The organism is Paenibacillus sp. A14 (assembly GCF_036864815.1).
GTDB lineage: Bacteria > Bacillota > Bacilli > Paenibacillales > Paenibacillaceae > Fontibacillus > Fontibacillus sanfengchensis.
In genome coordinates, this window is sequence record NZ_JBAGJD010000004.1 from 626268 (window position 1) to 639058 (window position 12791).

The 12791-nt window shown below is 51.4% G+C and carries 11 protein-coding genes; 10 read left to right on the plus strand and 1 reads right to left on the minus strand.

Going from position 1 to position 12791, the window contains the following annotated elements:
* Window positions 1-247 precede the first annotated feature (247 nt).
* The 8 genes from V4U88_RS14295 (at window position 248) to V4U88_RS14330 (ending at window position 10658) form a co-directional block, all read left to right on the plus strand.
* The gene (locus tag V4U88_RS14295; protein ID WP_334073913.1) at window positions 248-1849 is read left to right on the plus strand and encodes a response regulator; all 1602 of its coding nucleotides are present in this window, start codon (window positions 248-250) and stop codon (window positions 1847-1849) included.
* A 12-nt stretch (window positions 1850-1861) separates the two neighbouring features.
* Window positions 1862-3640, plus strand: coding sequence for a cache domain-containing sensor histidine kinase (locus tag V4U88_RS14300; RefSeq protein WP_334073914.1), 1779 nt, complete (start codon window positions 1862-1864; stop codon window positions 3638-3640).
* 195 nt (window positions 3641-3835) lie between these two features.
* Window positions 3836-5182 (plus strand): ABC transporter substrate-binding protein, encoded by a 1347-nt coding sequence (locus tag V4U88_RS14305; protein ID WP_334073915.1) that lies wholly within the window; start codon window positions 3836-3838, stop codon window positions 5180-5182.
* Between the two features lie 74 nt (window positions 5183-5256).
* Window positions 5257-6183: a carbohydrate ABC transporter permease gene (locus V4U88_RS14310; protein ID WP_334073916.1), complete on the plus strand. Its 927-nt coding sequence runs from the start codon at window positions 5257-5259 to the stop codon at window positions 6181-6183.
* Window positions 6183-7019 (plus strand): carbohydrate ABC transporter permease, encoded by an 837-nt coding sequence (locus V4U88_RS14315; RefSeq protein ID WP_334073917.1) that lies wholly within the window; start codon window positions 6183-6185, stop codon window positions 7017-7019. Before V4U88_RS14310 ends, V4U88_RS14315 begins: the two co-directional genes overlap by 1 nt.
* Window positions 7020-7200: 181 nt before the next feature.
* Entirely contained in the window at window positions 7201-7572 is a 372-nt protein-coding gene (locus V4U88_RS14320) for a BlaI/MecI/CopY family transcriptional regulator (protein ID WP_334073918.1), read from the plus strand.
* Window positions 7573-7581: 9 nt separating this feature from the next.
* Window positions 7582-9165, plus strand: a complete 1584-nt coding sequence (locus V4U88_RS14325; RefSeq protein ID WP_334073919.1) for a M56 family metallopeptidase — start codon at window positions 7582-7584, stop codon at window positions 9163-9165.
* A 14-nt stretch (window positions 9166-9179) separates the two neighbouring features.
* Entirely contained in the window at window positions 9180-10658 is a 1479-nt protein-coding gene (locus tag V4U88_RS14330) for an ABC transporter substrate-binding protein (RefSeq protein ID WP_334073920.1), read from the plus strand.
* On the opposite strand, the gene V4U88_RS27000 is transcribed toward V4U88_RS14330, so the two are convergent.
* Window positions 10563-11144, minus strand: a complete 582-nt coding sequence (locus V4U88_RS27000) for a class I SAM-dependent methyltransferase (RefSeq protein WP_442951886.1) — start codon at window positions 11142-11144, stop codon at window positions 10563-10565. The genes V4U88_RS14330 and V4U88_RS27000 overlap by 96 nt on opposite strands.
* A 222-nt stretch (window positions 11145-11366) precedes the next feature.
* Here V4U88_RS27000 and V4U88_RS14335 point away from each other — a divergent pair, with 222 nt between their 5' ends.
* Together V4U88_RS14335 and V4U88_RS14340 are read left to right on the plus strand one after the other, a co-directional pair.
* Window positions 11367-12284, plus strand: coding sequence for an NAD(P)/FAD-dependent oxidoreductase (locus V4U88_RS14335; RefSeq protein WP_334073921.1), 918 nt, complete (start codon window positions 11367-11369; stop codon window positions 12282-12284).
* A gap of 58 nt (window positions 12285-12342) precedes the next feature.
* A complete protein-coding gene (locus V4U88_RS14340) occupies window positions 12343-12738 on the plus strand; it encodes an Rrf2 family transcriptional regulator (protein ID WP_334073922.1) in 396 nt (131 codons plus the stop codon).
* Window positions 12739-12791 lie beyond the last annotated feature (53 nt).

Sequence of the window (12791 nt, forward strand, 5' to 3'; positions counted from 1 at the left end):
ATTCGCTTGTTATGCGCCTCCTTGAAGGGTTGAAGGACATGGCTCCTTGGCTCCCGTCATGCGAGGCGCTTCTTGTTTTCCGACACCATCTTAAAAAAGCAGACACCCGCCTTAAAAAACTTTCGTTATGCTGTGAAAAGCCGCATGTTACAGTAAAGGAAGCAAGGCTGTATAATGAGAGAAAGGACCTGACAGGTTGAGTTCACATACTCGCGATTACATCCGTACCGTTGGGAGGATAAGAGACATGCAGATCAGGGTGTTGTTGGCGGATGACGAGCCGGTAATATTGCGGGGTTTGAAGAAGTTGATTCCGTGGGAGGAAATGGGGTTCGCCATCGTTGGCGAAGCCAATGACGGGAACGAACTGAGGCAGCTGATCCGTGAAGCCCGCCCGGACCTGATTATTAGCGATATCAATATGCCGGGGGGCAGCGGGATTGATATTGTTAGGGAGCTTTATGAGCAGGCCCGCCAGATTAAAGTGGTGTTCATCAGCGCTTATCAGGAATTCGCCTTTGCCCGTCAAGCCATTCAGTACGGGGCGCTCGATTATCTGGTCAAGCCGGTGAGCAAGAAGCATCTGGAGGACGTGGTGAGCAAGGCCGCTTCGTTAATCCGCGAGGAGAGCGAAGGGGAACGGGCCAAGGAGATGCTGGATCATTACGAGCGGAAAAACCGGACCGTGACGATTGAGGAATTGCTGGACAGCTTGATGGATGGAGACAAGCGCGCGGCCGGGGAACTGATTCGCATGGGGGCCATCGCGTTAAGCAGGTATACGGGTGTTTGCGTACTTGAACCGGACGAAGAAATGGGCGGGGATTCCCGCTGGGAAGAACGGGAGCGCAAGCTCGTTCAGTTCGCCCTGAATAATATCATCAAAGAAACGCTGGAAAGCCGCGGCAATGGTCTGATGTTCCATAAAGACGGAAGGTTCGGCATTTTGATTCCGTATGAGCAGCCGGGCGAGCCGCTCAAGCTGGCTGAAGATCTGCACAGTAAAGTAAACGCTTTTTTGAAATTGAAGGTGTCGTTAGGCATCGGCGTTCCGGTCTCCGGGATCGAAGCGGCGGACGAGTCTTACCGCTCCGCTTTGGAAGCGCTTAAAACGAGGTATTTTACCGGGGTGAACCGGATTGTCGAAGCGGGAAAGGAAGACGCGCCTCCTGCCGGAGAAATGCGCAGTATATCGGAGCCGCAGGCGGGAATTTTCAAAGCCGTGACCTCCCAGAACGAGGAGATGCTTACGGAAATGACCGATCTGCTGCTGGCTATCGTCAAGCATCTTGCCGGAGGCAGCAAACAGTTGGCCATTACGAACGTCTACAATACGATTTTGCTGCTGGAGCAGGAAATGGCGAGCATCGGGGTGCCTATCGGGTCTTTTCAGGGCGGTCACGGTCAAAATTCACTCCTGGAAAGTTTGTCGGGTCATGCCACCTTTGCAGGCGTGGCGGAAGAATTGTCGGCTGTTGTGAGGCAAGCCTTCGAGCGGTTCGCCCGCAAGCTGTCGAACAAAGAGGTCGCCCAACTGCGTCAGGTCAAAGCCCATATGGCGGAGCATTACGCCGAGAACATCACATTGGAATCCATGGCCGCCATTATATATATGAACCCGTATTATTTCAGCAGCTTCTTTAAGAAGCATACCGGAAAAAACTTCAAACAATATTTAACCGAGGAGCGAATGAAGCACGCGCTTCGTTTGCTGCTGGACACGGATTTGATGATTTACGAAATTGCCGAATGCGTCGGTTACAACAACGCCCGTCATTTCAGCGATATGTTCAAAAAAATGTACGGCAAACTGCCGCAGGAATACCGGCAATCCGCCAGCGTGGAATAGGGGACGCGGCTTATGGGGATACGGGGCAAAAAATTCACCGGGATCTTTGTGAAATTTGCGGGGGCGTTCATTTTGGTCGGGCTGATTCCACTGTTTGCGCTAAGCCTTTTTTCGGTGAACACGTTTACGGGGTATGTACAGCGGTATACCACCGGAAATTTGCAACAGATGATCATGTATATGAGCTACAATTTAAACACCTCGTTCAATCAATATAATGAAGTGTCGAAGCTGATGTATACCGGGAAATACGAAGGCTTCGTCGATAGCTCCAGTCAAAATCAAACTTACAATGTAAATGAATTGGAGCAGATCAACAATATCCCGATCGATTCGTTTTTGAAAACGGTGCTGTACAGCGATAATTACATTAGCAGCGTCTATTTTGTCCGGGAACGGGACGGGAAGCTTTATTATCAGGAAAAAGAAAACCGAGGGATGGACGCGGAGCTGCTGCCTTACAAGGCATGGCTGCGGCAAATGCGCGACAATCCTTCAAAAGTGGCGATATTCCCCACGCATGCCGACGACTATTTTTTTACTTCCCAACGAAAGGTGTTTACCATCGGCCGAAGCCTGATCGACATTTCCGGCAAAGTGACGGCCGAGCCAAAGATCGTCGGGACGTTATTTATGGACGTGGACGCCACGATATTCGGTCAGTTTTTTCAGGAGCTCAACTTGGGGGAGAAGGATGAACTATACCTGCTTGACGGAAGCGGCAATGTTTATTTCAGCAATCGGGAGGGCGCTCCTTCGGCGGGGGGCCGGGAGAAGATCAAATCGGATCAAGGGATGATGGTCATGTCGGAGCCGATTCCGTTTTTGAACGGGGCTCTGACGGTCCGGGTTCACCGCGATTCCTTGTTTCAGCAGCTTCTCTCCGTGAGAATGACCGTTTTTGTCGCCATCGGGCTGTCTTCCGCCGCGCTGGTCGTGATGGGCGCCTGGTTCTCCAAACGGCTGTCGGCGCCGATCCTGACGCTGATGAGGCAGATGGCCAAGGTTGAATCCGGGAACTTGAATACGAGTGTCGAGGTGCGCAGCAACGACGAGCTCGGCAGGCTGAGCCACAGCTTCAACCGGATGGTCGACCGCCTGAAAGAGTACATCGACGAGGCTTACGTGGCGCAGATTAAACAGAAGCAGACGGAATTGAACGCGCTCAAGAGTCAAATTCGGCCGCATTTTTTGTACAATACCCTCGAAGTGATCCGGATGAGCGCGGTCGATAAGGACGACCATGAAGTGGCCGACCTGATTCTTGCCCTGTCCAATCAGCTTAAATACGTCATCGATTACGGCGAGGAGAAGGTCAGTATCCGGAGCGAACTGGACAACCTGAAGGATTACTTTTATATCATTTCGGTACGTTACGATCAGCGTTTCGAGCTAATGTGCGAAATCGCTCCGGAAGTGGACTTGAACTGGCAAATATTAAAGCTCTCCCTGCAGCCGATCGTCGAGAACGCCATTCAGCACGGTCTCAAGCAAAAAGGAAAGGGAACGGTCGGGGTCACCATCGAAAAGCGTGACCATGACCTCGTGATCACCGTCTACGATGACGGCATCGGCATGAGTGGCGAAACGCTGGAGCGGTTGAATCTCGTGTTAAGCGACCCCGAAGCTCCGGGGAAAAACGTCGGCCTCAAAAACGTGCACGAACGCATCAAATCGGTATTCGGCGAGCCTTACGGCATCGTCATCAACAGCCGCGAACACATCGGCACATCCATCGTACTCACTTTTCCGCTAGCCGGTGAGACGGGGGCGGAACGAACGGAAATCTGAACATTCCGTTCGTTTTTTTTTGCGCAGATCCCCACGGTTTATATTCTTAAAACTGCGCAGGCGGAGCTTAAAAAAGTTCATTCAGTTCGTATGAGGCAAATGCTATGCTTGAACCGAGGAAGCGTTTTCGGAGCGGTGATGCGCACATCGTTCATATCGGTTCCAGTTCGAAGGACAAAAGGGAGGTTAATATAAATGTTTAGAAAAACATGGCTGAAATTATCCGCGCTGGTGTTGGCGACGTCCTTGGTACTAACCGCATGCGGGGGAGGCAACTCCGGCGGAAATGCGGGGAATAACCCGGAATCGGGCGGCGGCGGAGTCGCGCAAGGGGACAAACCCAAAGAAATCAGCTTCACGATCGGTTACGCGTCCGGCGACCCGGCCGGTAAAAAAGCGATTGCCGACGCGATTAAAAAATTTATGGAAGAACATCCGAACATCAAAATCAAGGACTTGAGCGAAACGACTTCATCCGCATACCTGGATTGGTTAAAAACGAAGGATGCGGTCGGCGAGTTCCCTGATCTTGTGGAAATGCGGGATACGGAAGTGTTTGCGGACGCCGGGAAAATCGTGGAGCTGCCTGCCGATTTGCGGGACCTGTTCAGTACGCTTCCGGAGGTGGACGGCGGGAAGGTATACAATGCCCCTCTCACGCTGACTTCCCCGCAAGGAATCATCTACAGCAAAAAGGCGTACGAAAAAGCCGGGGTCACGGAGCTGCCCAAAAACTGGGACGAATTCATCGCGTTACAGGAAAAGCTGAAAGCCAGCGGGATTTCGCCGCTCGTGGTCGGAGGTAAAGATATTTTCCACATGGGCTTCTGGGTCAACAAGTTCCTGATCGACCAGGTTTACGTGAAGGACCCGGACTGGAACTCCAAGCGTACGGCGAAGGAGGTCAGCTTCACCGATGCCAACGTGGTTCAGGCGATCACGGACTACAAGGAATTGTTCCGGAAGTATGTCGACAAGGGCTGGATGAGCACCGGCGACAATCAGACGGCTTCCTTCCTGGTTACCGGCAAGGCGGCCCAACTCTTCTCCGGACCGTGGATGTTTACGCAAATCGCCGAAGCCGACCCGAATTTTGAATTCGGTTTCTACGCCATTCCTGACCGGGGAGGCAAAGTAAATGTCGTAGGGCTGCCGACTCCGGGCGGTTGGTCTCTCTCGACGGAGGCTTCCAAGGATCCGGACAAGGTGGAGGCGATAAAAGAATTCATCCGCTTCTTCTTCAAGGCCGAAAACTATGCGAAATATTTGGAAACGATCAACGGAATCCCTTCGACAAAGGAAAATATCACGTATAATGCGACCGAGCAGATGCAGACGGTTCTCGACATCATGGGCGATCCGAATGTGACCAAGTCGCTGGCGATCAACAACTGGTGGGGCGAAAACCTGATTCCTCCGCAATTCCGCAACTGGTATTACAAGCTGCTTCAGGAACTTGTGGTCAAAGATGGGGATGTACTGGAGTATATGAAGCAGGCGGATACGGAATACGACAATCAGGTAAAAGCCAACTCCATGTAACCAAGCCGGATGAGGCGAGGGGACCTTCGTTCACGGAAGGTTCCCTCTCTAAAGAGAAAAGGAGGGAGAGTACCATGTCTACACCCATAGCGGCTATCGACAAGCCGCAAGCTCCCGTGACAAAGAAAAGAAAGTGGCGGTCCTATGCGCTGTATTTCATTCTGCCATCCTTTATTTTGTATACCCTGTTCGTCATTGTTCCGACGCTCGGCAGCGTGTATTACAGCTTTACATCATGGGATGGCATCAGTCCCGACGTTCGCTTTATCGGCCTCGCCAACTTCGTGGAGATCTGGAACAGCCCGCGGGTCCATAACGCTCTAAAAAACACCTTGGTCATGACGATCAGCCTCGTGCTGCTTGAGAACGCGATCGCCATACTGCTCGCCCTGCTGGTGGATAAAGTACGGTGGCTGAGCAAATTGTTCAGAAGCATTTTTTATTTCCCTACGCTGCTTAGCGGCATTGTGATGGGATTTGTGTGGGCCATGCTGCTCAATTACAATTTTGGCGTCGTTAATCAGATGTTGGACAAAATGGGCCTGGGCGCGTTCGCGGTGGACTGGCTGGGCGATCCGAAATACGCGATGCTGGCGATCATTTTGTCCACGGTATGGAAAGGCGCCGGCTATTATATGATTATTTATCTCGCCGGATTACAGGGCATCCCCCAAGAGTTGAACGAAGCGGCCAGCATCGACGGAGCCAACGGGTGGCAGCAGTTCCGCCATATCACGTTCCCGCTGCTCGCCGGATCGGTCACCGTCTGTTTGGTTCTTTCCATGATCAGCGCGCTCAAAATTTTCGATCAGATTGCGGTCATGACGGACGGCGGTCCGGGATTTGACACCGAAACGCTGACCTATCTGATTTACAAGGTCGGATTCGGCGAACTGCGGCAAGGATTCGGTACGGCGCTGGCGATCGTGTTGTTCCTCATCATTATGGTCATTACCGTCATTCAGGTGAAGTTCCTCCAGAAGAGGGAGGTCGAGCTGTAATGAAATTAAAGACACGCAGACTTTCGCTGGATATCCTGATATTTGCGTTTACGCTGCTGATTGCGGTCGTCTTCTTTTTTCCGATCTTCTTCAATATCATGTCCGCGTTCAAGAGCAACGCGGAAATTATGAGGGATGCGCTGTCCTTCCCGACCACGGTGTATTTGGAAAGCTTCAAGTATCTCTTGACGGAAACGGACTACCCGAAAGCGATTCAAAACAGCCTGATCTTAACGGTGGTATCCATCGTGTTCCAGGTTCTTTTCATCCCGATGGCCGGTTATGCCATCCAGCGGAGAAACGCCAGATGGACGAGATTCGTCTTCCTGTATTTCCTCGCCGGGATGATGATTCCGTTTCAGGCTTATATGATTCCGCTGTTCAAAGAGCTGAAGATGTTCGGTTTGTACGGCAGCCTGGCGGGTCCCATCATGATTTATGTCGCCGGTTCGGTCGGATTCGGCAGCTTGCTGTATTCGAGCTTTGTTAAGGGCATTCCGACGGAAATTGAGGAGGCGGCGGAAATCGACGGCTGCACCAGAGCCCGAACTTTCTGGAACATCGTGTTCCCGCTCCTCGGACCGGTTACGGCCAGCATGGTCGTGCTGAACGGCCTCGGAATCTGGAACGATTTCCTGATGCCGATGCTGGTGCTTCCTTCCGGTGAGCCCAAGACGATGGTCGTGGAAATTTACCGGTATATCGGTGAGTTCTCGTCGCGTTGGGATATGATCTTCGCCGGGACGACGATGTCCGTTGTTCCGATCCTGATCGTGTTCGTCTTCCTGCAAAAATATTTCGTCAAAGGGATTGCGGCGGGAGCGACGAAAGGATGACAATAAGGTTTCATAACCCGGAATCGTCCGCTGGTCACAGCGGGCGATTTTAGTTTGTATAAGCAAAGCGTGCCGACTTGTAAGCTGTTTCCCCTATTTGACTTTTTATTCTACGAGATGTAGAATCAATGTAAACTACAGTGCGTAGAAAATAAGCAAGGAACGACAAAGGAGTGTTTTTATGAAACCCGTGCAAAAGATGTCGGATGCGGAAACGGATGTGATGCGTGTGGTATGGGCGGCTGACGGGCCGGTCACGTCCCAGGCGGTCCTGGCGGAGCTTAACAAGCGGAAGGATTGGAAGCCGACCACCGTTCTGACCTTTTTGACCCGCTTGGCGGAAAAAGGATTGCTGCGGGTGGAGAAGCAGAAGAAGGTCAACTTCTATACCCCCGTGGTTACCGAGGAAGAATATAAACATCTGGAAACGAGGGCATTTCTTGAAACGGTTCATGAAGGTTCGGTCAAAAATTTACTAGCGGCTTTATATGATGCCGATGATATTAGTCCGGAGGAAATCAAGGAATTGAAGAAATGGTTTTCCGAAAGGTAGGTTGAACAAATGGGAATTATGTTGACGTTAACGGTAGTCGTCCTATCGATTACGGGAACGGTCTTGTTTGGCGCGCTGCGGCTTGCGAAGCCGCTCACGTACAAATTATTCGACGCCCAGTGGCATTACCGCACACAGAAGATCGTGCTGCTGTTTTTGCTCCTGCCGGTCGGGATTATTGGCGGATTGTTATATATGCGCTTTGATGGAGTAGGTGTGCCGGCCGCATCTGGCCCTATGCTGCAGCAAACTGCGGTATACCTTGCGGATCAGGGGGTGGCGACCAGCCGGAGCTGGACAAATGCATCCGGCTTCGCAGCAACTTGGATCAATCAAGGAGTGTCGACGGAGTTACAAGTTTTGCTGCAGCAAATCGGGTTTTGGCTGCCGTTCGTGTGGCTGGCCGGCTTGGTGTTCACCGGTTTTCGATCATTGTCGGCCTATCGGCGGTTCCGCGCCAGACTTCGGCGCACCAATCTCCCCATGGAAGGGGCGGCCCTGGAGTTATTTGCCTCCCTTAAACAGGAGATGGGCATCCACAGCAGCGTCTCGCTGCAATCCAACGATGCCGTCCGCACGCCGATGCTGATCGGAATTTGGCGAGCGGCCTTGATTTTACCGGAAGTCGAGCTGGATGAACGGGAACTGCGGCTGATTTTTCGCCATGAATTGATTCATTACAAAAGGAAGGATCTGTGGATCAAGGCGCTGGCTCTGCTGGCTAATTCGATTCATTGGTTCAATCCCGCGGTCTATATTTGGCGTAAAAACCTTGACCGGTACATGGAAATGTCCTGCGATGAAAGAGTTGTTGGCGGAATTCCCGAAAATGAAAGACGTTTCTACGGGGAGACGATCCTCAATGTGCTCGAACGCTCGACACCCTCCCGGCCGGCAGGGGTATTTACCGGCTTTAGCGAAAACACCGCATGGATTCAAGACAGGCTGGTACATATTTTGAGCGCAACGAAAAAAAACAGGCGTTCGGCTATTCTATCGGGGATATCGGCAGTTGTTGTCGCTTTTGCCGGAGTCGGGGTCGCTACGGTGGTGGATGCGAAGGTGAGTCCTGCCACATTTATTTTCGAACCCGCAACCGCGTCCCAGTCCGGAACGGATGAAGGTGACATGATTTACGAGGCTCCGACCGGCAGCGAATCCTCGATAACGGAGGACGAACGGAAAGAGGAACGACATTTCGTAAAACTCGATCGTCAAATAAACGAGCTAACCGATGCGGAAATCTATGACATTTATAAACAAGAGGGGATTCCATACTCCGATCCGACCGATTTTGAATTGGCGGACGGTACGATTACGTTCCCCGGGGCCGACAAGATTCCGCTGAGCAGCAGTTGCGGGAGCGAGAAAAGTCCTTTTGTAGCTAAAGTGTATGCTTCCAGCAAGGTGTTGGATTATGCGAATTACGCGCAACTGGATAAGCAACAATCGCGAATTGACGCTTGGGTAATCGAGTCTTTGAACAACCACGTCAGCGACCCTGACGCCATTCGGGACGAGATCGTTCAAACGTTGGCGGACCACCTGAAATTGCCCGCCGATCTGGTGACGGTAGAATTGAGTAACCTTTAAGGAGGGACCGGGGAATGTTCCGACGAAAAATGACGCGGTTGGTCATAGGCTTCATCGTTCTGTGTCTGCTTGTTGCAGGATGCTACCCGACACCTGAAAAAACAAGGCCGCATCGTTTCTTGAAAGTGATGTATTTTGGAGAGAACAGTTTTTATGAAGACTACGGCGATTTATTTTTAAGCAAGTACGGGGATGTTGATCTGGAGGTCGCCGTCCTGGATTCAAGCACGTTTGACCCGACGAAAAATTATAGTGAGGCCTTGCGCGAATTTATTCAACGCGAGAACCCGGATGTATTTTATTTATCGTCGCAGGAATATGAACGTTTTGTCCGGAAAGGGCTGCTGGCAAGCCTGGAGCCTCACATCAAGGCGGATCATTACGAGCTTTCCGGGATGCAAGATACGATCATCGATTTTTTAAGAGAATTGGGAGGGGGGCAGATCTATGGTCTTAGTCCGACTTTTTACAGCACGGCTCTTTATTATAATGCGGACCTGTTCAAGCAGTATGGAATCGATCCTCCGCACGATAATATGACTTGGCAGGAAATATTGGATTTGGCTGGGCGGTTTCCTGTGGATGGGGGGAAACAACAACGCGTTTATGGGTTAAGCGTACCATTCGTTCAAACGGTTGATTCTTTGGCGGAGAGGATTGCCGGAACAGATGGATTGACCGCGGTAAACCCGGAAACCATGCAGGTGACCTTAAATACGGACTCGTGGAGAAACGTCTGGGAAATGGCGATAACGGGGGTTCGATCTAGTGCGATCTATTTGCCGGACACCCCGTTTTACGGCGGCTCGTTGCAGGACTATCTGGACAATGATTTATTTCTGCAGGGCCGGGTAGCGATGAAGCTGGATGATGCGAGTTTGCTGGAAACTCTGGGGAGCCTGACTAATACGATGCCGAAGTACAAAGCCTTTTCATTCGATACCGTCACGGGGCCTGTCGATCCCGCGGATCGGTCCGCTTCAAGGGATGTTGAGGTCGGACAAATCTTCGCCATTCGCTCGGGCACGCCCAATCCGGAGGCGGCTTGGGATTTCGTGAAATACGTGAACAGCGAGGAGTTTGCCGCAATAAAAGCGCGTGTAGTCGGCAGCAGCTTGTTGACGCGAAATCATCATTATAACGAAAACCGTGTGGAGGCTTTTTGCCGATTGCGGCCATTAAAGGTCGATTATAGCCGTGAAGCGAAACTTCCGGATTCGTTTAAGGAAAAATTCAAGGATCTGCTGAGTAATGAGATGGGCAAGGTCGTGCGGAGAGAATCGGATTTAAAGGAAGCGCTTGAGCGTATCTCCGAAAAAGGTCAGATGCTGCTGGATCAAGCGGTGGGGGCAGAGGAGTTAAGGGAGGTGTCCCGGCAGCCAGCTTCCGTACATCATTCATCCGTTTTTAGCCGTAAAAAATATTTCGTTATAAAGGAAGCACTTTCTGAACTTTTTCAACACACGACAATCAAATCCTTGGTTGATAAATAAGCGGAGGTAATCTTCCTCGTTCCGAATGTAATTTCCGTCGTCATATCGGTTCATAAACCAGTTGCTGAATTTATGTTTCTGGCAGTAGTAAGGCTCAATAATCACCAGATTTCCATCCGGTTTCAGAATTCTCCGGAACTCCTGTAAATACTTGTTAATCAGTTCGTTCGGGATATGGTGAAGAACAGCCACGATTAATATGAAATCAACCCTTTGGTTGGGGAGTGGAATTTGGTTTCCGTCAAAAACCATAAATGTATGATGCGGAAATAGCTGTTTGGCAAATTGGATTCTTTTCACATCCAGGTCAATGCCGGTGTAATGCTCGGCTTGGCTTATGCGGCAGTTTGCCCCCGTGCCGCAGCCAAAATCAAGAACTGTTTTATGCTCCAGTGAGAAATGGTTCCTAATATGATGATGAATGTATCTTTCGGTAAACCATCTTGGGCGTACGAAGGAGTGATACAACCGAGGAGTCAAATACATAAAGCTATGAGCACCGTCCTTTTTTCTTAACAGTTACGATATTGTAGTTCTGATTTTCTCCAAAATTATGTCCGAGTTGGGCAATATGTATAAGTGCTAAAATTATCAAGTCAAGAACCTTAATAACTTGACGGATTAAATTTATCGGAGTTATTATGGATACACAAACTCCGTGAATGGTGTTTTTATGTGACACATTCAGAAAAAAGCGAGGTTGTGTAAATGATAAATGGTTGGGATGTCGGGATTATCGGCGGAGGGCCGGCGGGATTGAGCGCCGCGCTTGTGCTGGGAAGGGCGAGAAGAAGCGCGGTCGTTCTGGACGAAGGCAGGCCGCGGAACCGGGTGACCCGTGAGGCGCACGGTTTTTTGACGAGGGACGGCATCGCCCCGGCGGAATTTCGCCGGATTGCCGCGGAACAACTGCGGAGGTATCCATCGATCCAACTGGTGGAGGAGCGGGCCGAAGGGATATCGGGTGCGGACGGGCAATTTGAAATTACATCCGCCCGAGGGGATGTTTACCGTGTGAAGAAACTGCTCTTCACAACCGGGAAAAGGGATCTGCCGCTCGAAATCAGCGGCCTGCAAGAGGTTTACGGCAGATCCGCGTTCGTCTGCCCCTATTGCGATGGTTGGGAGCTTAGTGACAAGCCGCTGGTCCTGATCGCCTCGGGCGACCGGGCAATGCATATGGCCAAAATGCTTACGGGGTGGACCGATCAAACGGTCCTCTGCACGAATGGCCCGAGCGGATGGAGTGCCGAGGAACGCTTGGAGCTTGAACGGCATAACATTCCTGTGACGGAAGCCCCGATTCGGCACATCGAATCCAGCGATGGTCAGGTGGAACAGGTGCTGCTGGAGGACGGAACACGCATCCCGTGTGAAGGTATATTTTTTGCGCCGAGACTGGCGGCCGGTTCGGACCTGCCGGGATATATCGGATGCGAGATGTCGGACGCGGGAACGGTGATCGTGCGGGATGAATTTGGGAAAACCAGCGTTCCGGGCGTTTATAGTGCCGGAGACGCGGCAACGGAGATGCACCAGGCGATTTGGGCGGCGTCTATGGGATCCGCGGCGGCGGCGGGCATTAATTTGGAACTGATCACCGAAGCCTGGAACCGGTTGGCTTGACACCTTTTGGCTTCACGGATATTATAGGCACCATGAGTCCATATTTCGGGGTGAGCATATGAAATTTTCCAAGGCGACGAATTACGCCCTGCACACGATGCTGGCGCTCGTGACCGAAGATCCGGTGAAGCCTGTCGGGGTCCAGCAGTTGGCCGATGCCCAGGACGTTTCTCCGACCTATTTATCGAAGATTTTGACCAAACTGGTGAAGGCGGGAATGATCGAGTCCGTATCGGGGGCGAACGGAGGCTACCGTCTGACGAGAAAAAAAGATGAAATGACGTTCCTAGATATTATCCAGGCCATCGAAGGAACCGCCTCTCTCTTTGACTGCAATTTTGACCATGGGTCGGAATGCCTGATCCAACAAGTGATGGTGGAAGCGGAGGAGAAGATGGAGCGGCATCTCAGAGATACAAAAATTACAGATCTTGCGAAAAGGGTAAAGAAGTAGGTCGATAGGCCGCTTCATTGCCTGACGGGAAACCCGGAATAACCATCCGGGTT

Coding starts and splice junctions, on each gene's coding strand:
- V4U88_RS14320 (WP_334073918.1), top strand. CDS start 7,201: ATGAAACCCGTGCAAAAGATGTCGGATGCGGAAACGGATGTGATGCGT.
- V4U88_RS14300 (WP_334073914.1), top strand. CDS start 1,862: ATGGGGATACGGGGCAAAAAATTCACCGGGATCTTTGTGAAATTTGCG.
- V4U88_RS27000 (WP_442951886.1), bottom strand. CDS start 11,144: ATGTATTTGACTCCTCGGTTGTATCACTCCTTCGTACGCCCAAGATGG.
- V4U88_RS14315 (WP_334073917.1), top strand. CDS start 6,183: ATGAAATTAAAGACACGCAGACTTTCGCTGGATATCCTGATATTTGCG.
- V4U88_RS14305 (WP_334073915.1), top strand. CDS start 3,836: ATGTTTAGAAAAACATGGCTGAAATTATCCGCGCTGGTGTTGGCGACG.
- V4U88_RS14335 (WP_334073921.1), top strand. CDS start 11,367: ATGATAAATGGTTGGGATGTCGGGATTATCGGCGGAGGGCCGGCGGGA.
- V4U88_RS14330 (WP_334073920.1), top strand. CDS start 9,180: ATGTTCCGACGAAAAATGACGCGGTTGGTCATAGGCTTCATCGTTCTG.
- V4U88_RS14325 (WP_334073919.1), top strand. CDS start 7,582: ATGGGAATTATGTTGACGTTAACGGTAGTCGTCCTATCGATTACGGGA.
- V4U88_RS14340 (WP_334073922.1), top strand. CDS start 12,343: ATGAAATTTTCCAAGGCGACGAATTACGCCCTGCACACGATGCTGGCG.
- V4U88_RS14310 (WP_334073916.1), top strand. CDS start 5,257: ATGTCTACACCCATAGCGGCTATCGACAAGCCGCAAGCTCCCGTGACA.
- V4U88_RS14295 (WP_334073913.1), top strand. CDS start 248: ATGCAGATCAGGGTGTTGTTGGCGGATGACGAGCCGGTAATATTGCGG.